Genomic DNA, 23,851 nt, shown 5'->3' on the forward strand with positions numbered 1-23,851 from the left:
CGCCCAGTGGCGCGCTGCTCGGTCCGATAATTTTCGGTGCTGTGCCGGTCGGAACGTCTGCCTCTTGCCCGGTGCTACCGCAGGCAGCGGGGTCGTTGACGGATGGCGGGGCACTTAGTAGCCTCAGCGCACACAATCCTGGCATGTAAATATCTCGATAAGTTTCGGAGACGACGACCTCGCCTGCGGTGCCCACCGCCGGCAGGGCCGCCGCGCTGATTCGCCACGGTCACCCGACCACCGCCGCGCACGATTACCGCATGGAGGGCCGTTGAAACGCGTCCGGAGCACCGTAGCCATCATCGCCACCGCCGCGCTCCTCCTCGGCGGATGTGGCGGATCAGACGGCGAATCCGACTCGAAGACCTTCGAGTTCTGGTCGTTTGCCAACATCAACCAGAAGGCCGACGTCGACGTCTACACCAAGGCGCACCCCGATGTGCGCATCAAGCTCACCGAGGTCGGCAGCACCACCGAGACCGCGCAGGCGCTCACCGCCGCGCTGGCCGGTGGCAAGGTGCCCGACCTGGTGCTCATCCAGGCCGACGACCTGCCGAAGTTCATGCAGTCGCCGGACAACTTCGTCGACCTCACCACGCTGGGCGCCGGCGACATCAAGGGGAACTACCTCGACTGGGTGATGTCGCAGGCGACGACCAAGGACAACAAGATCATCGGGGTGCCGACCGACGTCGGCGGGCTGGCGGTCGCCTACCGTACCGATCTGTTCAAGGCGGCCGGCCTGCCCACCGACCGGGACGAGGTCGCCAAGCTCTGGCCGACGTGGGACGAGTTCATCAACGTCGGTAAGCAGTACGTCCAGAAGACCGGGAAACCGTTCGTGGACAACACGCCGACCAGCGTCTTCTTCCAGGCGGTCAACCAGGGCAGCCAGCGCTACTACAGCGCCGACCGCAAGCTCGACTACGACAACGAGCAGGTCAAGGCGGCGTTCGACGTGACGCTGAAGGCCTTCGAGGCGGGCATCTCCGCCAAGCAGGGGTCGTTCTCCTCCGGCTGGACCGCGGCCATGAAGAAGGGCGACTACGCGGTGGTGTGCTCACCGTCCTGGATGCTCAGCCAGATGAAGACGAACGCCCCCGAGACGAACGGCAAGTGGGACATCGCCACCATTCCCGGGGGTTCGGGGAACTGGGGCGGCAGCTTCCTCGCCATCCCCAAGCGCGCCAAGAACGCGAAAGCGGCGTGGAACTACATCTCCGAGATGCAGTCGCCGAAGGGCCAGCTCGAGCACTTCCTGATGCAGGGGTCGCTGCCCACCACGCCGTCGGTCTACACGGATCCGCAGCTGGTCGGAAAGACCGACCCGTTCTTCAGCAACGCGCCGATCGGCAAGATCTACACCCAGTCGGTGCTGGGGATCAAGCCGTTCTACTTCGGCCCGCAGGACGGCCCGATCGGCACCGAGTTCCTCAACACGCTCACCAGCGTCGAACAGGGCAAGGTGAGCCCGGCGAAGGCCTGGGACACCGCGCTGACAAACGTCAAGAACGCCGTACGCGAATGACCGAGGGCTGACGTGCGGCAGCCGGGCACCGCCCGGCTGCCGCCCATCGCGGAGGTGACGCTTTGACCACCATGCTCAGCCCGGCCACGGCCCCGCCGGACCTCCGGCGGCCCCATCGCAGACGGCGGATCCAGCAGGGCGTACGGGAGTTCCTGGCGCCGTACGCGTACATCGCGCCGTTCTTCGTGCTCTTCCTGATCTTCGGTCTCTTCCCGCTGCTGTTCACCTTCTACATCTCCCTGTTCGACTGGGATCCCATCGGTGAGCACCGTTTCGTGGGGCTGGACAACTTCACCGAACTTCTGCACGACCCGCGCTTCTGGGGCGCGTTGCGGAACACGTTCAGCATCTGGGTGATGTCGACGGTGCCGCAGTTGCTCCTGGCGCTCGGCCTGGCGCATCTGCTCAACCACGCGCGGCTGCGGCTGGCCGCGTTGTTCCGGATGTCGGTGCTCGTCCCCTACGTCACCTCGGTCGCGGCCACGACCATCGTCTTCGCGCAGATGTTCGACCGCGACTACGGCATGATCAACTGGTTCCTCGGGCTGCTGGGCTTCGACCACATCGACTTCACAGCCTCGCTCTGGGGCAGCCACGTCATGATCGCCACGATGATCGCCTGGCGCTGGACCGGGTACAACACGCTGCTGTACCTCGCCGCGCTGCAGTCGGTACCCCGGGAGCTGTACGAGGCCGCCGCCGCCGACGGCGCGAACGGCTGGAAACAGTTCCTGCACATCAGCATCCCGTCGTTGCGGCCGATCATCGCGTTCACCGTCGTGACGTCGACCATCGGCGGGTTGCAGGTCTTCACCGAGCCGCTGCTGGCCAACCCGGTGGGTGGGCTCACGTGCGGGGCGGCACGGCAGTGCCAGACCGTCACCCTCTACCTCTACGAGCAGTCCTTCGGGCAGTTCCACTTCGGCTACGGCGCGGCGGTCGGCGTCGCGCTCTTCGTCATCGTGGTCGCCTTCTCCGGACTCAACTATCTGCTGGCCACCCGCGTCCGCTCGGAGCGCCCATGAAGCCCGCACCCTCGACCGCCGCGCCCGTACGGACCCGGCGGCGCTCGGCCAACCGCGTCTCGATCGCGGTGTACGCGCTGCTCACGCTCGTGGCGCTCGCCAGCGTCTTCCCGCTCTACTGGATGTTCGTGGTGGCGACGACGGACTCCGCCACCGCGACGACCCTCCCGCCGACGATCACACCCGGCGGCAACTTCCTGCACCTGGCGGAGCTGGTCTTCACCATCGTGCCGTTCGTGCAGTCCCTGCTCAACAGCGTCATCGTCGCCGGCACGATCGCCGTGGGCCAGGCGGTGCTCTGCGCGCTGGCCGGGTTCGCCTTCGCCAAGCTGTCCTTCCCCGGCCGCAACACGCTGTTCCTCATCGTCGTGCTGACCATGACGGTGCCGGCGCAGCTGGCGGTGGTGCCGCAGTACCTGATCATGTCCCAGCTGGAGTGGGTCGACACCCTGCAGGCGGTGATCGTTCCCGGTCTGGTCAGCGCGTTCGGCATCTTCTGGATGCGTCAGCACATCGGCAGCACCATCGACGACGAGCTGATGGCCGCGGCACGTGTCGACGGCGCCACCACCTGGCAGATCTTCTGGCGGATCGCGTTCCCGCTGGTCCGCCCGGCGGCGTACGTGCTGGGGCTGTTCACGTTCGTCTACGCGTGGAACGATTTCCTGTGGCCGTTCATCGTCCTGAAGTCGCCGGAGAACTACACCGTCCAGATCGCCATCAAGGCGCTGCAGCAGAACCGGGACATCGACCTGGGGCTGGCCATGTCCGGCTCGTTCCTGGCCACCATTCCGCTGCTGGTGCTGTTCGTGTTCGTCGGACGCCGTCTGGTGCAGGGAATCATGGAAGGCGCATTCAAGGGGTGAGGTCCGTCTCGGTCCCGTCAGCCGGCCGGCCGGTAGTCGAACCAGTCGAAACCGGCGCTTCCCTCGGTGACGTACATGCCGATGACCCGGCCGGTGAACCCGGAGGCGACCTCGGTGGACAGGTAGCGCCCGTCGAGCTCCGCCAGGCACGTCCAGCCGTCGCCGGTCTCGACCTCGAAGCTGATCGTGTCACTGCCGGCCGCCGTGACGCCGACGAGGCCCGCCCGCGCCAGGTCGCCGGACGAGGTGACCGTCGGGGGCAGCACGCCGGTGGTCCGGATGGCCAGCGCCACGGTCACCGCCCCCGCGGGCACCGGGCACTCCCCGAACACCTGCCGAAACGGTCCGACCCGGCCGACGACCCGGGCCTGCCCCCGGGCGAGCTCCAGGTCGTAGTGGTGGGCCTCGTCGATCCTGATCGTCAGGCCGGACCGGCCGGAGCCGGGATCGAGGCGGGCGCTGACCCGGCAGTCGTGGTGCTGCTGGCGGCGGCCGACGACGGTGGCGCCACTGCGGTCGAGGCTGTCGCCGGTCGCGTGCAGCGTCAGCCAGCCGGGCCGGTCGGTCAACGACCACGCCGAGTCGGGCCGGCTACGGGGAGAGATCCACTGTGGGCCGAGCCGCTCGTCGTCAAAGTCGTCCCGCTCGGCCCACCGGCTCGTCCCATCCGGGCCGTTGGCGATCGAGACCGGGTCGACCACCGGCCACCCGTCGACCCAGCGCACCGGCGCCAGGAACGTCTCCCGTCCCAGGACGTGGTAGGGCGGCCACTGGCCCTTTGGCCGGATCCCCAGCAGAACCATCCACCAGCTGCCGTCGGCCGCGTCGACCATGTCGGCGTGCCCGGTCGCCTGCACCGGCCGGTCGGTGCCGCGATGCGTCAGGATCGGATTGGCCGGCCCCGGCTGGAACGGCCCGCGTGGCGAGCGGGCGCGAGCGACACTCACCGCGTGGCCGGTGTGGGTGCCGTCCTCCGAGACGAGCAGGTACCACCAGTCGCCGACCCGGTACAGATGCGGCGCCTCCGGGTACTGGCCACCCGTCCCCGACCACATCGCCACCGGCCCTTCCAGGACCTCTCCGGTACGCGGGTCGATCCGGTACGACTCGACCCCGGACACCGTCATCCAGCAGGTGCCGTCGTCGTCCCACGCCAGCGACGGGTCCACGCGGGGCAGATCCAGGTAGACCGGGTCCGACCACGGGCCGGCCGGGTCGGTCGCCGTGACGATCAGGTGCCGGTCGAGCGTGACGTTCGTCGTGACGACCCAGAACCGGCCGTCGTGGTGGCGGATCGTCGGCGCGTAGATGCCCCGCGAGGCGAGCGTGTCGGCCGGCAAACGGAGCTGATCGGCGCGGTCCAGCACGTTGCCGATCTGCTGCCAGCTGACCAGGTCACGACTGTGGAAGATCGGCACACCGGGCGCGTACTCGAAGCTCGAACACACGAGGTAGTAGTCGTCACCGGCGCGGCAGATGCTCGGATCGGGCCAGAAGCCCGGGAGGATCGGGTTGCGGTAGCCGTCGTCCGCAGGCTCCGGTTCCATTTCCGCTCCTTCTCGTACGGGCACAACGCCTCCACGAGTGTCGATGTCGCGAACCGTATCGGACAACCCGCGAGTGGGCGATGACAGTTCTCGGCCGCCTCCTGTCCCGGCGCCCCCGTCGCGACGCGGCCACGGAGTTCCCGTACACCTTCACCGTGCGGCGCGGGCTGCGCGTGCCGATGGACGACGGCGTCGAGCTGGTGGCCGACCTCTACCAGCCGGTCGGCGTGGTGGAACCGCCGTTGCCCACGATCGTCGTCCGCTCCCCGTACGGCCGGCACGGCTCGCTGACCCACGCGCCGGCGCTGGCCCGCGCGGGGTTCACGGTGCTGGTGCAGAGCTGCCGCGGCACCGGTGGCTCCGGTGGCAGTTTCCGGCCACAGCTCGACGAGCAGCGCGACGGCATCGCCACCCACCGGTGGGTACGCCGCCAGCAGTGGTGCACCGGCACCGTCGCGACGTACGGGGAGAGCTACCTCGGCTACACCCAGTGGGCGGTGGCCGGACGGATGTGCCGTGACGACCCCGGCAACGCCCCGGACGCGCTGTGCCTGAACGTCACGATGGCCGACTTCGGCCCGATCACCTGGACCAACGGCGCGTTCTCGCTGGAGGGCTCGCTCGGCTGGTCGCGCCGGATGGACCTGCGGGGCCTGCGCGGCGCCCTGGTCCGGGCGTGGCTCGCGCGGCGGCCGGACCGGAAGCTGGCCGCGGCCTTCGACGTGCTGCCGCTGTCCCGTGGCGACACCGCGGCGGCGGGCCACCCGATCAGCTGGTACCAGGACTGGCTGGCCCACGAGAAGCTCACCGACGACTACTGGACCCGGCAGTCGCACACCGCGTCGGTGCCCGACGTCACCGCGCCCGTGTACCTGGCCACCGGCTGGTACGACATCTTCCTGCCCTGGCAGCTGCGCAACTACGCCCAACTCGCCGCGGCCGGCCGCCCGCCCCGGCTGACCATCGGCCCGTGGGGCCACAGCAGCGCGCAGAGCCCGTTCCTTCCCGAGTCCATCGCGTTCCTCAAGGAACACTTCGCCGGCGCGCCCACGACCCGGCCGGCACCGGTGCGCGCCTTCCTCACCGGCGCGGAGCAGTGGCACGATCTGCCCGCGTGGCCACCGCCGGGCACCGTGGCGCAGCGGTGGCACCTGCACCCCTCGGGGCTGCTCGACCCGGCCGTCCCCGGCGCGGGCAGCACCCGCTACACCTACGATCCCGACCGGCCCACGCCCGCGCTCGGCGGCCCCGGCATGGGCCCGTCCCCGGGGCCGGTCGACAACAGCGCCCACGAACGCCGCGCGGACGTGGCCGTCTTCCGCAGTCCACCGCTGGCGCACGCGCTCGTACTCGCCGGGGAGCCGACCGCCCATGTCCGGTTCCGTTCGACGGCGGCCAGCGCGGACGTGTTCGTGCGGATCTGCGACGTGCACCCCGACGGCCGCTCGATGAGCGTGTGCGACGGCATCCGCCGCGTCGGCGGCGTCGGTACCGCGGCTACCGACCCGCAACCGGACGAGGACGGGTTCGTCGAACTGGAGGTGCCGCTGTGGCCGGCGTTCCACCGCTTCGCCGCCGGCCACCGCGTCGCCGTGCAGGTCAGTTCCGGAGCGCATCCGCGCTACGCCCGCAATCCCGGCACCGGCGAGCCGGCCGCCACCGCGGCCAAAACGGTACGGGCGGAGCAGGAGATCTCCCACGGCGGCGACCACCCGTCCCGGATCGACCTGCCGGTATGGACCTGAACAGACATCTCCAGAAGGGACCCCCGGATGGCATCCGTATTCCACGTGGCGACAAGCGGTTCCGATCGCGCCGACGGCTGCGCCGAGCGGCCGTTCCGGACGATCAACCGGGCGGCGGGCGTCGCCCAGCCCGGTGACACGGTGGTGGTGCACGCGGGGGAGTACCGCGAGTGGGTGAAGCCACGCCACGGCGGTCTCAGCGACTCCCGCCGCATCACCTACGAGGCCGCGCCCGGCGAGCACGTGGTGATCAAGGGATCGGAGCGCGTCACCGGCTGGGAGCCGCTCGGCGGGACGGTGTGGCGGGCACGAGTCGACAACGCGCTGTTCGGCTCGTTCAATCCGTTCGCCGAGGAGGTGACAGGTGACTGGATCGTCCACCGCACCGGCACGCCACCCAAGCACCTCGGTGAGGTCTACCTGAACGGCCTGAGCTTCTTCGAGGTGGGGAGCCGCGCGGAGGTCGAGGACCCGCCCCGGCGTACCGAGGTCGTCGACGACTGGACCGGGGTGACCCGTCCGGTCGGCGATCCCGACCAGGCCCGGCTCGTCTGGTACGCCGAGGTCGGTGAACAGACGACGATCTGGGCCAACTTCCAGGGCGCCGACCCGAACACGGAACTCGTCGAGATCAACGTACGCCGCAGCGTCTTCTACCCGGAACAGCCGCACCTGGACTACATCACCGTCCGTGGCTTCGAGTTGGCGCACGCGGCCAGCCCGTGGGCGCCACCGACCGCGGACCAGCCGGGCCTGATCGGACCCGGCTGGGCGAAGGGCTGGGTCATCGAGGACAACGTGATCCACGACGCCAAGTGCTCGGCGATCTCGATCGGGAAGGAGGGCTCCACCGGGCAGAACTTCTCCGCTCTGCGCGGCGACAAGCCGGGCTACCAGTACCAGCTGGAGTCGGTCTTCGCGGCCCGCCGGATCGGGTGGGACCGGGAGCACATCGGCTCGCACGTGATCCGCCGCAACACGATCTACGACTGCGGCCAGAACGCGATAGTGGGTCACCTCGGGTGTGCGTTCTCCACCATCGAGGACAACCACATCCACCGCATCGGCCTGAAACGCGAGTTCTACGGGTACGAGATCGCCGGCATCAAGCTGCACGCCGCCATCGACGTGGTGATCCGGCACAACCGGATTCACGACTGCTCGCTCGGCACCTGGCTGGACTGGCAGGCGCAGGGCACCCGGGTCTCCCGCAACGTCTACCACGACAACTGCCGGGACCTCTTCGTCGAGGTCAGCCACGGTCCCTACCTGGTCGAACACAACATCTTCGGCTCGGCCGCCGCGTTGGAGCTGTTCAGCCAGGGCGGTGCCTTCGTCAACAACCTGATCTGCGGCACGGTACGGCTGGAGCCGGTGCTGGACCGCGCCACCCCGTACCACCTGCCGCACAGCACGCAGGTCGCCGGGTACGCGGTGATCTACGGTGGGGACGACAGGTACGTGGGCAACCTCTTCCTGGGCGGCGATCCGGGCGCGGCCTACGCGACGGGTGCGGAGGGTCGGGGGACGCCGCTGGGCGGCACCGCCGGATACGACGGCCATCCCGCGTCGTTCGCGGAGTACCTGGCCCGCCTGGACGAGCAGCCGCCCAGCGACCAGAAGAAGTACCTCGACGTAAAACAGCCGGTGTACGCCCGGGCGAACGCCTACGCCGCGGGCGCCCGGCCGTTCGCGGGCGAGCGTGAGCCATGGGTGCTGGACGCCGCGACGGCGACGGTCGTCGCGGAGGGGGACGCGGTCTGGCTCGTCACCGACCTGCCCGAGACGTTCGACGAGGCCCGTGTCGGTGTGGTCACCGGCCGGGATCTGGAACGGGTCCGGTGCGCCGACGCGGATTTCGAGGAGGCGGACGGCAGCCCGGCCGTCATGGACGTCGACCTGGTGGGGGAACTCCGGCAACCGGGAGGGGAAGGCGCCGTCGGCCCGATCGCGGGTCTCGGGTCCGGTGCGCGCCGCACGCGCGTCTTCTGACGGCGGACCCGCCCGTACGCGAACGGAGACGGTGACGCCGGGCGGCGCCACCGTCTCCGTCTGCCTCAGCCGCGCGCGGCCCAGTCGCCGAGGGCCCAGTCGCGCACCTCGGGCATGTCCTCCAGGTGCTCCACCACGTACGTCTCGTGGCGGTCGAGCTGGCTGCGGCACCACGCCTTGAGGTCGGCGGCGCCGCGTGGGAGGCGCTTGGCGTTGTTGATGGCGTCCATCACGAGGTGGTACCGCGACGCCTTGTTGCGCACCGTCATGTCGAACGGCGTGGTGGTCGTGCCCTGCTCGATGAAGCCACGCACGCGGAACCGGTCCGCGTCCGGGCGGCCGTGGACGAGCTGGTGGATCGCGCCGGGGTAGCCGTGGAAGGAGAAGATCACGTCGACGTCGTCGGTGAACAGCTCGGTGAACAGGGTCTCGCTCATGCCGTGCGGGTGGTCCTTGGGCCGGACCAGGGTCATCAGGTTGACCACGTTGACCACGCGGACCTTGAGCCCGGGCAGCCGCTCGCGCAGGATCTGCGCCGCCGCGACCGTCTCCATGGTGACGACGTCGCCGGCGCAGGCCAGGACGATGTCGGGGTCGCTGGTGCCGTCGTCGGTGCCGGCCCACTCCCAGATCCCCGCGCCGCGGGCGCAGTGTTCGATCGCCTCGTCCATGGAGAGGTACTGCAGCTGCGGCTGCTTGTCGATGACGATCAGGTTGATGTACGACCGCGACCGGAAGCAGTGGTCGGCCACCGACAGCAGGGTGTTGGCGTCCGGCGGCAGGTAGACCCGGGCGACGTCGCCCCGCTGGGTGAGCACCACCTGGATCAGGCCCGGCCCCTGGTGGGAGAAGCCGTTGTGGTCGTTGCGCCACGCCGTCGAGGTGAGCAGCACGTTGAGGCTCGGCACCTTCGCCCGCCAGGGCAGGTGCTTGGCCTCCTGCAACCACTTGCCGTGCTGCACGGTCTGCGAGGCGCTGACCATCGCGAACGCCTCGTAGGTGGCGAACATGCCGTGCCGGCCGGTCAGGTTGTAGCCTTCCAGCCAGCCGTGGCAGTTGTGCTCGCTCAGCACCTCCATCACCCGGCCGTCGCGGCCGATCGCCACGTCCTCCGGTGTCACCCGCTCCATGAAGGCACGTTCGGAGACGTCGAAGACGCTGCCGAGGCGGTTGCTGTTGGTCTCGTCCGGACAGAACAACCGGAACCGGTCGGCGTTGCGCGTGTAGATGTCGCGGATCATCTCGCCCAGCTTGCGCGTCGACTCGGCCCGCTGCTGCGCCGGCCGGGGCACCTCGATCGCGTACGACCGGAAGTCCGGCAGGTCCAGGTCCCGGGTCAGCAGTCCGCCGTTGGCGTGCGGGCTGGCGCTCATCCGCAGGTCGCCGTCGGGGGCCTGGTCCCGGATCAGCGCCACCGGCGCGCCGGTGGAATCGAACAGCTCCTCCGGACGGTACGACCTGAGCCAGCGCTCGAGCAGCGCGAGGTGCTCCGGGTTGTCCTTGACGCCGGACAGCGGCACCTGGTGCGAGCGCCACGTGCCGGTGACCGGCGTCCCGTCGACGGTGTCCGGGCCGGTCCAGCCCTTCGGCGACCGCAGGACGATCAGCGGCCAGGTCGGGCGGGTGCCGTCCCAGGAACCGTCACGGGCGGCGGTCTGGATGTCGCGGATCCTCGTCCACGCGGCGGCGAGCGCGGCGGCGAAGCGGTGGTGCATGCCGGGCAGGTCGGAGCCCTCGACCTCGATGACGTCGTAGCCGTGGCCCCGCAGCAGGTGGCGTACCTCCTCGGGGTCCTTGCGCCCGAGTACGGTGGGACCGGAGATCTTGGCGTCGTTGAGGTGCAGGATCGGCAGGACGGCGCCGTCGCGTTCGGGGTTGAGGAAGGACACGCCCTTCCAGGAGCCCTCGAGCGGCCCGGTCTCGGCCTCGCCGTCGCCCACCACCGCGATGGCCAGCAGGTCCGGGTTGTCCATCACCGCGCCGAACGCGTGGACCAGGACGTAGCCCAGCTCGCCACCCTCGTGGATGGAGCCCGGGGTGGTCACCGACACGTGCGACGGGATGCCGCCCGGGCTGGAGAACTGCCGGAACAGGCGCAGCATCCCGGCCTCGTCCTGGCTGACGTCCGGGTAGATCTCGCTGTAGGTGCCCTCCAGATAGCCGGCGGCCACCAGCGCCGGCCCGCCGTGGCCCGGGCCGGCCAGGTAGATCGCCTGCTGACCGGTGTGCCGGATCAGCCGGGAGACGTGCGCGTAGATCAGCGACAGGCCGGGGCTGGTTCCCCAGTGGCCGAGCAGGCGCGGCTTGATGTGCTCGGCCGACAGCGGCTCGCGCAGCAGCGGGTTGCCCTGCAGGTAGATCTGCCCGATGGTCAGGTAGTTGTTCGCCCGCCACCACGCGTCCAGACGGGCGAGTTCGGTGTCGTCGAGTTCGGCGAGCGTACGGATTTCGGATTCGACCGCGGTCACCGTGCTTCCTTTCACTGATCTCGTCATGTCCGGACCCAGGTTAGGCCCAGCCGGGCTCGTTCACCGGGGGCCGCAGACCGCAAGCCGCGGGACCTTCGGCCCTCTCGATCCGTAGTACGCGGCGCGCATCAGTTCCTGCATGTCGCCGAGCATCGGCATCCGCGGATTGGCCGGCGCGCACTGGTCCTCGTACGCGTTCAGCGCCTGCTGCGGCAGCGCGGCGAGGAAGGCCCGCTCGTCCACCCCGAGGGCCGCGAACGACGGCTCGATGCCGACCTCGTCGCGCAGGCGCTCGATCGCCGTGGCCAGGGCTTCGACCGCTTCGGCGTCGGTGGCCGCGGGAAGCCCGAGGGTACGGGCGATGTCGGCGAAGCGCTGCGGCGCCCGGTACGTCTCGTACCTGGGCCAGCCGGTGAGCTTGCTCGGCACGGTCCCGTTGTACCTGATGACGTGCGGGAGCAGGATCGCGTTGGTGCGCCCGTGTGCGACGTGGAACGTGGCACCCAGGGTGTGCGACATGGCGTGCACGATGCCGAGGAAGGCGCTGCCGAACGCCATGCCGGCGATCGTGCCGGCGTTGTGCATCTTCTCGCGGGCCACCGGGTCCGCGGCGCCCTGGTGCACGGCCCGGGCGAGGTTGCCGAAGATGAGCCGGACGGCGTGCAGGGCCAGACCGTCGGTGAAGTCGTTGGCGTAGACCGACACGTACGACTCGATGGCGTGGGTGAGCGCGTCGAAGCCGCTGTCCGCGGTGACCACCGCCGGCAGGTCGGCGGCCAGGACCGGGTCGACGATCGCCACGCTCGGGGTGAGCGCGTAGTCGGCGAGCGGGTACTTCTTGCCGGAGGCGGTGTCGGTGATGACCGCGAACGGGGTGACCTCGGCGCCGGTGCCGGAGGTGGTCGGAACGCAGACGAGTTGGGCCAGCGCGCCGAGGGTGGGGAACTTGAAGGCGCGTTTGCGGATGTCGAAGAACTTCTCCCGCAGATCGGCGAAGACCACTTCGGGGTGCTCGTAGCGCAGCCACATCACCTTGGCGGCGTCCATCGCCGAACCGCCGCCGAGCGCGACGATGGTGTCCGGGCGGAACGAGCGCATCAACTCGGCGCCCCGGTCGACCGTTTGTACGCTGGGCTCCGGCTCGACGTCGTCGATGATCTGCAGGGCGACCTGCTCGCGGCGGCGGTGCAGCACGGACAGCACGCGGTCCACGTACCCCAGTCTGGTCATGGTGTGGTCGGTCACCACGCTGACCCGGCGGACGCCGGGCATGTCGGCGAGGTAGCGGATCGCGTTCGGCTCGAAGTAGATCTTCGGCGGCACCTTGAACCACTGCAGGTTGTTCGTCCGCCGGGCCACCCGCTTGATGTTGATGAGGTCGACCGCTGTGACGTTGTGCGACACCGAGTTGTGGCCGTAGCTTCCGCAGCCCAGCGTCAGCGACGGCAGGAAGGCGTTGTACATGTCGCCGATGCCGCCCTGCGAGGCCGGCGCGTTCCAGATGATCCGGACGGCCTTGACCCGGCGGCCGTACGCCTCGGCCAGGTCGGCGTCGCGCGTGTGGATGACGGCGCTGTGCCCCAGGCCGTCGAACTCGACCATCTGCTCGGCGTACTCGAATCCCTGGTCGTGGCCGGTGGCGGGCAGCAGGGCGAGCACCGGGCAGAGCTTCTCCCGGGTCAGCGGCTCGGCCGGGCCGACCCGGTCGACCGGAACCAGGATGATCGAGGTGTCCGGGTCGACCGGGAATCCGGCGTGTTCGGCGATCCAGGTCACCGGCTGCCCGACCACGTCCGGGTTGAGCTTCCCGGAGCCGAAGAGCAGCTTCTCCAGCAGCGACTTCTCCTCCGGCGTCGCGATGTGGGCGTGCAGTCGCCGGAACTCGGCGAGGGCGGCCGGCCGGATCGCGTCGTCGATGATGACGGCCTGCTCGGAGGCGCAGATCATGCCGTTGTCGAACGCCTTGGACAGCACCACGTCGTTCACCGCGCGGGCCACGTCGGCCGACGCCTCCAGGTACGCGGGGACGTTCCCGGCGCCGACGCCCAGCGCCGGTTTGCCGGTGGAGTAGGCGGCGCGGACCATGGCGTTGCCGCCTGTCGCCAGGACCACCGAGACGTCGGGATGCCGCATCAGCTCGTTCGTCGCGGCCACCGACGGCTCGTCGATCCACTGGATGCAGTGCTCCGGCGCGCCGGCGGCGACGGCGGCGTCGCGGACCGTGCGGGCCGCTTCCTGGCTGCACCGTTGCGCCGCCGGGTGGAAGGCGAAGATGACCGGGTTGCGGGTCTTGAGGGCCAGCAGCGCCTTGAAGATGGTGGTCGAGGTCGGGTTCGTCACGGGCGTCACCGCGGCCACCACGCCGACCGGCTCGGCGATCTGGGTGATGCCCGTGATGTCGTCCTGAGCGATCACCCCGACCGTGCGGACGTCGGCCATGTGGTTGGTGACGTGTTCGCAGGCGAAGATGTTCTTCACCGCCTTGTCCTCGAACACGCCGCGACCGGTCTCCTCGACCGCCAGCATCGCGAGTTCGGCGTGCCGGCCGAGCGCCGCCACCGACGCCTTCTTCACGATCCCGTCGATCTGTTCCTGGCCGTAGGAGTCGTAGGCGGCCAACGCCGTGAGACCGTTCTCCACCAGGGTTCCGATCATGCTTCCGCCCTCCATCGGTCGTCACCCCGAACATAGATCCGCGGTGATCGATGCGACTATGGCCGGTGGGCCCGCGAGGACGGGACCACCGGCCCGCGCTTGGCCCGCTGGATCTGCTCGTAGACGTGGGTCCGCAGTTCGGTGAACCGGGGCAGGGCCCGGGTGGTGAGCTGATCGCGTTCCGCCGGGAGGTCGATCACCAGGTCCTCCTGGACCCGGGTCGGTGAGTTCGACAGGACGAGCACGCGCTGGCCCAGGTAGACGGACTCGTCGATGTCGTGCGTCACGAAGACGGTGGAGATCCCCCGGGTCAGGTGCAGTTCGCGGACGAGGTCCTCCAGGTCCGCGCGGGTCTGCGCGTCCACCGCGGCGAACGGCTCGTCCATGATCAGCACGTCCGGCTGGTACGCGATGGCGCGGGCGATCGCCACCCGTTGCTGCATTCCGCCGGAGAGTTGCCACGGGTGGCTGCGCGCCGACTGCGGCAGCCCGACCGCGTCGAGGGCGTCGGCGACCAGCCGGGCGCGTTCGGCGCGGGAGAGCTTCTTGTGGCGGAGCGGAAGCTCCACGTTGCCGCGGACGGTCAGCCACGGGTAGAGGCTGCGGCCGTACTCCTGGAAGACCACGGCCATCGCCGGGCTCGGCCCGGTCACCGGCGAGCCCTCCATCTCGACCAGGCCGCTGGTGGGCCGCAGCAGTCCGGCGAGGCATTTCAGGAGCGTGGTCTTGCCGCAGCCGGAGGGACCGACGACGCACAGCAGCTCACCGGGATCCATGGTGAAGCTGAGATCCCCGATCGCCTCGACCTCGCCCCGGCCGGAGGCGTAGACCTTCCGCAGGTGCTCGACCCGCAACAGGGGGGTCCCGTCAGGCACGGGTGATCTCCTTCATTCCGTGGTACCAGCGCAGGACGCGGCGTTCGACGACACCGAAGGCCACGGCGAGGAAGACGCCGATGAGGCCGAGCAGGAGGATGCCGCTCCACATCTCGGCGATGAGGTAGTTCCGCTGGAAGTAGGCGATCCGGTAGCCGAGGCCCGCCGACGACGCGAACATCTCCGAGATGACCATGAGGATCAGGGCCACCGAGAGCGCCTGCCGTACGCCGGTCATGATGCGCGGACTCGCCGCCGGGAGGATCAGCAGCCACAGCCGGTCCCACCGCGAGATCCGGAACGAGCGCGCGGTCTCCAGCATCACGCTGTCGGTCGACCGGACGCCTTCGATCGTGTTCAGCAGGATCGGCCAGATCGCGCCGGAGGTGATGACGACGACCTTCATGGTGTCGGTGATGCCGAGCAGGAGCATCGCGACCGGGATCAGCACCGGCGGCGGAATCGCGCGGAAGAACTCCAGCAGCGGTTCGAGCATCTCGCGTAGCGGGCGGAGCCGGCCGATGACGACGCCGGCGGCGACGCCGAGCAGGATCGACGCGAACAGGCCGATCAGGAGCCGGTACACGCTCGGCAGGACGTCCTCGACGAACGCCGGGCCGATCCAGGTCTGCCGGAACGCGTCGAGGAGCGTGCCGGGGCCGACGAGGAACCGGCTCGTCGACCGGGTGGACCAGACCGCCCAGAGGCCCACGGCCAGGATCGGAAGGCCGACCGCGAACAGGAGGTTCTCGGCGACCCTGACGCCCAGGTCACGAGGGCGGGCCTTTGCCGCGCCGACGGCGGTCATCGGGCCGCCTCGTCCGCGAGCACCGACTGGTGCCAGGCCAGCGAGCGGCGTTCGACGAAGCGGAACACGACGTTCACCAGCAGGCCGAGCATCCCGGTGACCACGACGAGGCCGTACAGGCCGACGGCGTCACCGGCGGAGCGGGACAGCTCGATCATCCGACCGAGGCCGGGGTTGCCGATCACCATCTCGGCGGTGACGGCCAGGATGAGCGCGACCGCCGCGCCGAGGCGCAGGCCGGTCATCAGGTACGGCAGAGCGGTCGGCAGGATGAGGTAGCGCAGCCGCTCGGCGCGGGTGAGGCCGAAACTCCGCGCGGTGTCCCGGGCGACGCTGTCGACGTCGGCGACGCCGTAGATCACCTGCACGAACACCTGCCAGAACGCCGCGTAGACGATGATGACGAGAGCGGCGCGCATCTGCAGGCCGAACATCAGCACGGCCAGCGGGATCAGCGCGACCGACGGCACCGGTCGCAGGAACTCGACTGTCGTGTGGGTCGCGCGACGCAGGAACGGCACCATCCCGACCACGGTGCCCAGCGCGACCGCCGCGAGCGTCGCCACCGTCAGACCGATCGCCCACGACGTCATGGTGAGCCGGACCCGACGCCAGAACGCCAGGTCGCGGACCTCCTGGGCCAGCCGTCCGAACACGTCGGTGGGGTACGGCAGGTAGTCCGGGTCGACCAGCCCCAGCGCCGGGATCAGTTGCCAGACGACGAGGAACCCCAGCAGGCCGACGGCGCCCAGCAGGATCTTGCGCATCGGCCGGCTACTGCTGCTGCTGGATGAGGCGGTCGAAGTCGGGGCGCCGGTCGAGTACGCGGTACTTCTGGGCGAGCGTCGCCAGTTGCTCCAGGCCGGCCCGGTCGAGCTCCCATCCGAACGCCGGGAGCCGCACGGAGTCCGCCACCGCCTCCGGCAGTTCGAGGTTGTCCTTGATGGCCTGGCGCAGATCCTTCTCGTTGGCCGGATCCTTGGCCCAGGCGAGCGTCTTCTTCATCGCCGCCGAGAAGTCCGCGACCAGGGCGGCGTCGGAGTCCTTCAGCTTGCTCGACGTGATCGTCGTCAGGGTGGTGAGTCCGGGGACGGTGGCCTGGTACGGAGCGACCACGAGCACGTCGCCGCGCTTGCGCATCTGGGTGATGAACGGCTCGGTCACCCAGGCGGCGTCGATGTTGCCGGCGGCGAGCTGGGCGGGCGCGTCCGGGAAGGCCACCTCGACGAACTTGACCTTGGTGGGGTCGCCGCCGTCCTTCTCGACCGCCGCCATGATCGTGACGTCGCCGGCGGCGCCCAGGCTGTTCACCGACACCTTGCGCCCGGCGAGCTGGGACGGCCGGGTGATGCCGGATTTCGCCGACGCCAGCACGGCGTTGATGTCGTCACCGTCGGCGTAGGACGACGCGTAGTTGCCGATGATCACCACGCCGAGGTTCTGCAGGTCGGCCCGGAACGGGCCGAACGGCTGACCGATGGCGAAGTCGATGTCGCCGTTGATCAGGGCCGGGATGGCCTGGGCCCCGCCCTGTGCGGGCACCACTTCCACGTCGAGCCCCTGCTCCCGGAAGATGCCCGCCTTGATGCCGCCCCACAGCGCGGCGGTCTCGCTGATGGGCAGCGCCGCCACGCGGACCTTGCGCAGCTCGCCGCTGGACCCGGGGGACGGATCGGTGGCGTCGGAGTCGGTGCAGCCGGTCAGGGCGATCGCGACGCTGGCGAGAACAGCCAGGGCGGTGACCTTCTTCATGGACGAGCCCTTCCGTGCGAAGCGCTGGTGCATCCGGAGGAGTGGGGGCCGGCGAACAGAGGTGAACCATCCGACCGCGTCGATCAGCGTCGTGCAGAGTTGATTGATTGTCAAGAATTCTGATAAGGCGACTCGCATTGCGCCCGAAGCGGTCCGACCTCGATGACAATGCGTCTTGACGAACGACGATTTTGTGACCAAACTGTGCGGTGGCGGAGGGGGCGACGACTTGGCGATCGTGATCGTGGGCGCTGGTATCGGTGGCCTCACCACCGCGCTCAGCCTGCACCGGGCCGGCTTCCGTGACATCGCCGTCTATGAGCGCGCCGACGCGCTGCGCCCACTCGGCGTCGGGATCAATCTGCTTCCGCACGCCGTCCGAGAGCTGACCGAATTGGGTCTCGGAGAACGCGTGGAAAGGCTGGGCGCCGCACCCGGCACACTGGCTTACTGCAACCGGCACGGTCAGCAGATCTGGAGCGAGCCGCGCGGACTGGACGCCGGATATCGCTGGCCGCAGCTTTCCGTGCACCGCGGCCGGTTCCAGATGGAACTGCTCGCCGTGGTGCGGGAACGGCTGGGCGCCGACGTGGTGCGCACCGGGCACCGGCTCGTCGGCGTCCACGACGGCGTCGCGCGCTTCGCCACGGCAGCGGGAGAGGTGAACGTCGCGGCCGACCTGATCGTCGGCGCGGACGGCATCCACTCCGCGCTGCGCCGGCAACATCAGCCCGACGAGGGTGAGCCGCTCTGGAACGGGCTGACGCTGTGGCGGGGGACGGCCCGGGCACCCGGATTCCTGGACGGGCGAACCATGATCATGGCGGGGGACGCGGAGCAGAAGTTCGTCGCGTACCCGATCGGTCCCGGCGTGATCAACGTCGTGGCCGAGCGGCGCGGCCCCGGCTTCGCCGGGCCCAACGCGGACTGGAACCGGACCGTCGACCCCGCGCCCGTCGTCGCGCTCTTCGCGGACTGGCGTTTCGCGTGGCTCGACGTGCCGGAACTGCTGGCCGCCGCCGACGAGATCCTCGAATACCCCATGGTGGACCGCGACCCCATCGACACGTGGACCCACGGGAACACGACACTGCTCGGAGACGCGGCACACCCGATGTACCCGAACGGCTCCAACGGGGCGTCGCAGGCGATCCTGGACGCGCGTACCCTCGCCTTCCACCTCGCCACCGCGACGACGGTCCCGGCGGCGCTGGACGCCTACGAGGCGGACCGGCGGCCGGCGACCACCGCGCTCGTGCTGAGCAACCGGCGGCAGGGCCCGGAGCAGGTGATGGTGCTCGCCCGCGAGCGCGCGCCGGACGGGTTCGCGCACATCCACGACGTCATCCCGCCGGAGGAGCTCACCGAGATCGCCACCGGCTACAAGAAGGCGGCCGGCTTCCTGCCCGCCGATCTCAACGAACGTGCCTCCCTGACGCCGACGGTCTTCTCCGGTGTCCTGCCGTGACCGGCCCCGAATCGGCCGAACTGGACGCGGCACGCCTGGCCTCGGTCATCTCACCGCTGCGCCGCACGCTGCTCGCCGCGGCCCGGGCCGCCGAGCACCTGCCGGAGATCCCGGACGCGCAGATCGAGATCGTGCGGGCACTGCCCCGCGGCACCGTGTCCGGCCCCGGTGAGCTGGCCGAACGACTCCGCCTGAGCCGCTCGACGGTCAGCAACCTGCTCACCACCATGGCGGGCAACGGCCTGGTCGAGCGCCGCCCCCGTCCCGGCAACCACCGCCACGTCGACGTCCTGGCCACCCCGAAGGCCCTCGACCTGTTCGACCGCTTCGACCTCGCGAGCGGAGACCTGGTCGCCCGCGCCGCGGCCACCCTGTCGGCGGCGGACCGCGCGGCCCTCGCCGCCGCGGTGCCCGCGCTGGAGCGCCTGCGCGACGCGCTCGCGGACACCAAGGACACCCCATGAGTACGCGCCGACCCGCGGTCAGCGCCCCGGCGGTGCCCGGACTGGAGGCCGCGTTCGACGTGGAGGTGCGGCTCGGCGTGCTGGAGGACCACGGGGTGACCCGCGCGGGCCACCGGCGCGTGGTGCCTGTCGTCGGCGGCCGGGTCACCGGCCTGTTCGACGCCGACATCCTGCCCGGCGGCGCCGACTGGCAGCTGGTCCGCCCCGACGGCGCGATCGAGATCGACACGCGCTACTCGGCGCGCACCGCCGACGGCGGCCACGTCTACCTCCGGACGTTCGGCGTCCGCAGCGGCCGCCCGGAGATCCTCGCGGCGTTGTTGCGCGGCGACGCGGTCGACCCCGCCGAGTACTACTTCCGCCTGGGCGTACGACTGGAGACGTCGGTGCCCGCGCTGGCCGCGCTGGAGCAGTCGATCTTCGTGGCGTCGGCGATCCGCGAGGCCGACCGGGTGCGCTACACCGCCTACCGCGTCACCTAGGTGGTCCCGGGCGGCGGGTTGTGCGCGATCGCCCTCCCCGTGCCCGGCCCCTGTGCTATCCCATCTACTATGCGCCTGTAGTAGATGCTCGAGCCTGCGGAGGGGGTGGGATGGGACGCACTCACCCCCTGCTGCGGCTGGCGTTGTTCGTCGCCGTGGCGTTCGGGGTGTTCGGCATGCACACCTTCGGCCACCCGGCCGGACCCGACGCCGCCCACGCGAGCGCCGCACACGGAAGCACCGGCCACGACGCCGGCGCCGCCCACGAGATCGCCGCCGCGCCTGACGCCGCACACGGACCGGACGGCTCGCCCGGGCACCGCGACGGGACGCACGCGTTCACCGTGTGCCTGGCGGTGCTGGGTGGCGCCCTGGTCCTCGGCGTCCTGGCCCTGTTGCGCCGACGCCACCGGGGCGCCGGCACACCGACTGGCCCCTGGTCCCGGGTGAACCGCCCGGACCGGGGCCCACCCCGCCCGACCATCGGGCTGCGACTGCGAGCCGTAACGGTCCTGCGGACGTGAGGAGAGCACGGTCCGGCGTCTCGCCCGGACCCGACGACTCCGTTCCGGAACACCTCACGACAAGGACCACGTACTGATGAAACCGACCATCCTGCGCCGCGCCGCCCTCGCGGGCGTCGCCCTGTCCGCCCTGCTCGGCACCGCCGCCTGCGGCGGCGCGGACGACACCGGCGGCATGACGCACGGCACCGGCAGCAGTTCCGCAGCGGGCGCCTCGCCCTCGGCCGACGCCACCGTCAACGACGCGGACGTGATGTTCGCCCAGATGATGATCCCGCACCACCAGCAGGCGGTGACGATGGCCGACCTGGCCCCGACGCGCGCGAACGACCCCGAACTGAAGGCCCTGGCTGCCAAGATCAAGGCGGCGCAGGATCCGGAGATCGCCACCATGAAGGGGTGGCTCACGGCCTGGGGCAAGCCCACGGACCTGCCCAGCGACCACAGCATGCCCGGCATGAGCGCCACGCCCGGGCACGGCATGCCGGGGATGGACTCGGGGATGCCCGGCATGCTGTCCGAGCAGCAGATGAAGGACCTCGCCGCGGCGAATGGCGCTGCCTTCGACAAGATGTTCGCCGAGATGATGATCGCCCACCACAAGGGTGCCATCGACATGGCCAGGACCGAACAGGCCGACGGGAGCAACCCCGAGGCCAAGGCGCTGGCCGCCAGGATCGCCTCGGATCAGGCCGCCGAGGTGCAGACCCTGCAGAAGATCCTCGACCGCCTGTAGGCGACCGGGTGCGGCCGGCCCTGGCGTCGGGACCGGCCGCACCGCCACGACACCTGACGTACCCTGACCGGCACGAAGGGAGAGCGCGTGGCGGAACTGGGCCGACTCGAATCGGCAGTGATGGACGTCCTGTGGCGTGCGCCCGAGCCCGTGCTCGTGCGCGACGTCCTCGACGCGGTGACCACCGACCGGGTCCTGGCGTACACGACGGTTCTGACCGTGCTGGACAACCTGCACCGCAAGGGCTGGGCCGTACGGGAGAAGGACGGCAAGGCCTACCGCTACCGTGCCGCCGGTACCCGCGAGGAGATCATCGCGCGGACACTGCGCCGGGTCGTCGAGACGAGCACCCACCCCGACCTGGTGCTCCTGCACTTCGCCCGATCCGCCTCCGACCGCGAGCTGCACATCCTGCGGCAGGTCCTGGACGAGCGGGAGTCCGGGAAGTGAGCCTCGCGCTCGCCCTCGTCACCGGCGCGGCGATGGTCGCCTGGTGTGGCCCCGCCGCGTTGCGGCTGTGCTTCCGGCACGTCGCCGACCCCGTCGCGATGCTGCTCGGCTGGCTCGGCCTGATCGTCGCGGTGTTCGCCACCTTCGTCCTCGCCACCGTGATGCTCCTCGCGCCGGGCAGCACCCGGCAGTGGGCGCTGCACGATCTCGCCCGCATCTGCTGGCACTGGGCGCAACCCAGCCGGCCGCCCGCCGTCGACGAGATCGTCGGGGCGACCGGCGCGCTGCTCCTGCTGGCCGTGCTCGCCCGGTTCACGGCGACCTGCACCCGCCGGGCGCTGCGCGCCCGCCGTGCCCGCCGCGCCCACGCCGACCTGCTCACGCTCGCCGCCGACCCGCCGGAGCGCGGCGAGGCGGCGGTGCTGTGGATCCCTCACCCGACCCCGATGGCCTACAGCCTCGGCGGATCCGGCGGGCTGACGGTGCTGGCCAGCGCCGCCGGTGACCTGCCGGCCGAGCAGCTCGCCGCGGTGCTCAGCCATGAGCGGGCACACCTGCGGGAGCGTCACCACCTCCTGGTGGCCGCCGTGGAAGGGCTCGCCGCCGCCGTACCGTGGCTGCCCCTGACCCGCCAGGCGCCCGCGGCCGTGCGCCTGCTCGTCGAACTGCGCGCCGACGCCGCCGCCGTCCGCGAGTGCGGCCCGACCGCCGTCCGCGACGCGCTGCTGACCTTCGCCGGCGCGCCGCACCCGCCGTCCGCGCTGTCGATGGCCGGTGCCGATGTGGCCATCCGGCTGCAGCGCCTCCAGGGGCACCGCCCGCACCGCCGTAACCTGCTCGCCCGTGCCGTGCTCGCCTCGACCACCCTGGCGGCCCCGCTGGGCGCCGGTGTGGTCACCGGCATCCTGTTCTGCCTGTAGACCCCGGGACCACCCGGGCGTCGCGGCCTACGTGCCGGTGTTGACCAGGATCGCGGTGGCCAGCAGGACAGCCACCATCAACACCGCCTCCGCCAGCACCGTGCGGCGCAGGCGACGCATCCCGTCCGGGGTGGGGTCGTCCAGCCGGGGCACCACCCGCCTGCTGTTGTAAAGCCCGACGACGGCCACGACCGCCACCAACGCGACCTTGACCAGGAGCACCCGTCCCCAACCGGTGCTCACCAGGTGACCGGGCCGGTCCAGGATCGCCACTGTCAGTGCGACGCCTGCGACACCCGTCAACGCCACGGCGGCGCTGGCCGGAACGGAGAATCGCACCGCCATCTCGGCGGCGCCCGTCGGCACACCGAGACGCGCACGCCCGAACAGCAACGCCGCCAGGAGCAGAACCCCGCCGACCCACACCGCCGCGGCGAACGTGTGCGCGACGTCCGCCGCCACGACGATCATCCGCGGTCCCGCGGTGACGGTGTGCCCGTCGAACAGGAACGAACCGAGCAGCAGCGCCACTGTGACACCGAGGAGCACCGGCCGGACCGCTCGCGCGCGTATCCGCTGCGCCTCGCCGCCGCTCACGTCACCGGCGGGCGGCACGACCAGGGGACGAGGGGCGGTCGGGATCGCGGCGACCGTCGCCACGGCGTGCCGCCCGACCGCGTGCCGGCCCCGGATCAGCGCCGCCTCCAGGGAACCGGCCACGAGTAACCCGGCCGCACCGGCGAACCGCAGGCCCAGCCCGGCGGCCACCGGCGTACGGCCGAGCGCGGTCAGCGCCGGTACGCTGACCGCCGAGGTGAGACCGCCCCCGCCGAACACGGCCGCCAGGGCCGCCAGTTCGAGCACCACACCGGCCGCCACCGTCAGCCCGGCGACGCGTACCCAGACCTGGACCAGCCGGATGTCGCTGCGCGTACCCACCAGTGTGGTCAGCGCGAAGACCAGACCACCCACACCGAGCAGGATCGCCCCGTAGGACAGCCACCGCCCCGCCGTGCCGACGAACCGCACCGAACCCTGGTCGGCGTCAGCCGTGTGACCCACCGCGTGCCCAGCGGAATGGGCCGGTGGGGACGCCGACGGAACGGCCGGTCCACCGTGACCGGTGTGCCCGTGCGAACCGGCCGTGGGCCGGGGGGTGGCCGTCGCGCCCGGTGGCGCGTCGGCCGGGACCACGGTGAACGTGACATCGCCGGTCAGGGGATGGGCGTCCGGGGCGGCCACGCTCCAGCGCAGCGTGAACTCCCCGTCGGTCAACGCGGCGGAGGGGTGGACCAGCCAGGTACGGCCCCCGTCGGGGGTGTGAGTGGTCACCGGAACGGCCGCACCCTCGCGGGAGAGCCGGAAGCCGGCCGCGGTGGGCGTGCCGGGGGCGCTGAACGTCAGCCGGATCTCCGCGACCGCGGCGTCCACGCGCGTGCCGTCCGCCGGTACGACCTTGAGCAGCTTGAAGTGCGCGGCGGCGGGCGACGCGAACCCGAGCACCACGAACACGGCGGGACAGCACGCCAGCCACACCAGCAGCACC

General features: G+C 70.8%; 20 protein-coding genes. 12 read left to right on the forward strand and 8 right to left on the reverse strand.

Features of this window, described 5'->3' with window-relative positions; genetic code table 11:
• The first annotated feature begins 271 nt into the window (after positions 1-271).
• From HA073_RS09250 to HA073_RS09260, 3 genes are all read left to right on the forward strand, one after another.
• Positions 272-1,528 carry an ABC transporter substrate-binding protein gene (locus tag HA073_RS09250; RefSeq protein WP_043322939.1) on the forward strand — a complete coding sequence of 419 codons (1,257 nt, stop codon included), beginning with the start codon at positions 272-274 and terminating at the stop codon, positions 1,526-1,528.
• A 71-nt stretch (positions 1,529-1,599) separates the two neighbouring features.
• Positions 1,600-2,553, forward strand: a complete 954-nt coding sequence (locus HA073_RS09255; protein WP_051611455.1) for a carbohydrate ABC transporter permease — start codon at positions 1,600-1,602, stop codon at positions 2,551-2,553.
• On the forward strand, positions 2,550-3,419 hold the full coding sequence (locus tag HA073_RS09260; protein WP_043322941.1) for a carbohydrate ABC transporter permease: 870 nt from the start codon (positions 2,550-2,552) through the stop codon (positions 3,417-3,419). Before HA073_RS09255 ends, HA073_RS09260 begins: the two co-directional genes overlap by 4 nt.
• Before the next feature lie 17 nt (positions 3,420-3,436).
• On the opposite strand, the gene HA073_RS09265 is transcribed toward HA073_RS09260, so the two are convergent.
• Positions 3,437-4,966 carry a glycoside hydrolase family 43 protein gene (locus HA073_RS09265; RefSeq protein ID WP_166456156.1) on the reverse strand — a complete coding sequence of 510 codons (1,530 nt, stop codon included), beginning with the start codon at positions 4,964-4,966 and terminating at the stop codon, positions 3,437-3,439.
• Between the two features lie 80 nt (positions 4,967-5,046).
• Here HA073_RS09265 and HA073_RS09270 point away from each other — a divergent pair, with 80 nt between their 5' ends.
• Positions 5,047-6,711 carry a CocE/NonD family hydrolase gene (locus HA073_RS09270; protein WP_166456157.1) on the forward strand — a complete coding sequence of 555 codons (1,665 nt, stop codon included), beginning with the start codon at positions 5,047-5,049 and terminating at the stop codon, positions 6,709-6,711.
• Between the two features lie 27 nt (positions 6,712-6,738).
• Entirely contained in the window at positions 6,739-8,703 is a 1,965-nt protein-coding gene (locus HA073_RS09275) for a right-handed parallel beta-helix repeat-containing protein (protein WP_166456158.1), read from the forward strand.
• Positions 8,704-8,768: 65 nt separating this feature from the next.
• Here the strand turns inward: HA073_RS09275 and HA073_RS09280 are convergent, their stop codons facing one another.
• Genes HA073_RS09280 through HA073_RS09305 form a run of 6 tightly spaced genes read right to left on the reverse strand, consistent with a single transcriptional unit; the run spans position 8,769 to position 17,261 of the window.
• Positions 8,769-11,198, reverse strand: coding sequence for a phosphoketolase family protein (locus tag HA073_RS09280; protein WP_166456159.1), 2,430 nt, complete (start codon positions 11,196-11,198; stop codon positions 8,769-8,771).
• Between the two features lie 33 nt (positions 11,199-11,231).
• Positions 11,232-13,826, reverse strand: a complete 2,595-nt coding sequence (gene adhE / locus HA073_RS09285) for a bifunctional acetaldehyde-CoA/alcohol dehydrogenase (protein ID WP_240925624.1) — start codon at positions 13,824-13,826, stop codon at positions 11,232-11,234.
• 56 nt (positions 13,827-13,882) lie between these two features.
• Positions 13,883-14,701, reverse strand: a complete 819-nt coding sequence (locus tag HA073_RS09290; RefSeq protein WP_043322950.1) for an ABC transporter ATP-binding protein — start codon at positions 14,699-14,701, stop codon at positions 13,883-13,885.
• The gene (locus HA073_RS09295; protein ID WP_051610846.1) at positions 14,694-15,509 is read right to left on the reverse strand and encodes an ABC transporter permease; all 816 of its coding nucleotides are present in this window, start codon (positions 15,507-15,509) and stop codon (positions 14,694-14,696) included. The genes HA073_RS09290 and HA073_RS09295 overlap by 8 nt, the downstream gene beginning before the upstream one ends.
• Positions 15,506-16,276, reverse strand: a complete 771-nt coding sequence (locus HA073_RS09300) for an ABC transporter permease (RefSeq protein WP_043322952.1) — start codon at positions 16,274-16,276, stop codon at positions 15,506-15,508. The genes HA073_RS09295 and HA073_RS09300 overlap by 4 nt, the downstream gene beginning before the upstream one ends.
• A gap of 7 nt (positions 16,277-16,283) precedes the next feature.
• A complete protein-coding gene (locus HA073_RS09305; RefSeq protein ID WP_043329931.1) occupies positions 16,284-17,261 on the reverse strand; it encodes an ABC transporter substrate-binding protein in 978 nt (325 codons plus the stop codon).
• Positions 17,262-17,499: 238 nt separating this feature from the next.
• Between HA073_RS09305 and HA073_RS09310 the strand changes: the two genes are divergently transcribed.
• The 7 genes from HA073_RS09310 (at position 17,500) to HA073_RS09340 (ending at position 22,305) form a co-directional block, all read left to right on the forward strand.
• Positions 17,500-18,729 carry a flavin-dependent oxidoreductase gene (locus tag HA073_RS09310; protein WP_309228009.1) on the forward strand — a complete coding sequence of 410 codons (1,230 nt, stop codon included), beginning with the start codon at positions 17,500-17,502 and terminating at the stop codon, positions 18,727-18,729.
• A complete protein-coding gene (locus HA073_RS30560) occupies positions 18,726-19,193 on the forward strand; it encodes a MarR family winged helix-turn-helix transcriptional regulator (protein WP_199496004.1) in 468 nt (155 codons plus the stop codon). Before HA073_RS09310 ends, HA073_RS30560 begins: the two co-directional genes overlap by 4 nt.
• A complete protein-coding gene (locus tag HA073_RS09320; protein ID WP_113973054.1) occupies positions 19,190-19,675 on the forward strand; it encodes a DUF3237 domain-containing protein in 486 nt (161 codons plus the stop codon). The genes HA073_RS30560 and HA073_RS09320 overlap by 4 nt, the downstream gene beginning before the upstream one ends.
• A 110-nt stretch (positions 19,676-19,785) precedes the next feature.
• Complete coding sequence (locus tag HA073_RS09325) at positions 19,786-20,199, forward strand: DUF6153 family protein (RefSeq protein ID WP_166456162.1); 414 nt, start codon at positions 19,786-19,788, stop codon at positions 20,197-20,199.
• A gap of 76 nt (positions 20,200-20,275) precedes the next feature.
• The gene (locus HA073_RS09330) at positions 20,276-20,935 is read left to right on the forward strand and encodes a DUF305 domain-containing protein (RefSeq protein WP_166456163.1); all 660 of its coding nucleotides are present in this window, start codon (positions 20,276-20,278) and stop codon (positions 20,933-20,935) included.
• Positions 20,936-21,022: 87 nt separating this feature from the next.
• Positions 21,023-21,385, forward strand: coding sequence for a BlaI/MecI/CopY family transcriptional regulator (locus HA073_RS09335; RefSeq protein ID WP_082930889.1), 363 nt, complete (start codon positions 21,023-21,025; stop codon positions 21,383-21,385).
• On the forward strand, positions 21,382-22,305 hold the full coding sequence (locus tag HA073_RS09340; protein ID WP_166456164.1) for a M56 family metallopeptidase: 924 nt from the start codon (positions 21,382-21,384) through the stop codon (positions 22,303-22,305). Before HA073_RS09335 ends, HA073_RS09340 begins: the two co-directional genes overlap by 4 nt.
• A 27-nt stretch (positions 22,306-22,332) precedes the next feature.
• Here HA073_RS09340 and HA073_RS09345 read toward each other — a convergent pair whose 3' ends face one another.
• Complete coding sequence (locus tag HA073_RS09345) at positions 22,333-23,841, reverse strand: CopD family protein (RefSeq protein WP_338104091.1); 1,509 nt, start codon at positions 23,839-23,841, stop codon at positions 22,333-22,335.
• Positions 23,842-23,851 lie beyond the last annotated feature (10 nt).

The organism is Micromonospora sp. CMU55-4 (assembly GCF_011602315.1).
Classification (GTDB): domain Bacteria; phylum Actinomycetota; class Actinomycetes; order Mycobacteriales; family Micromonosporaceae; genus Micromonospora; species Micromonospora chalcea.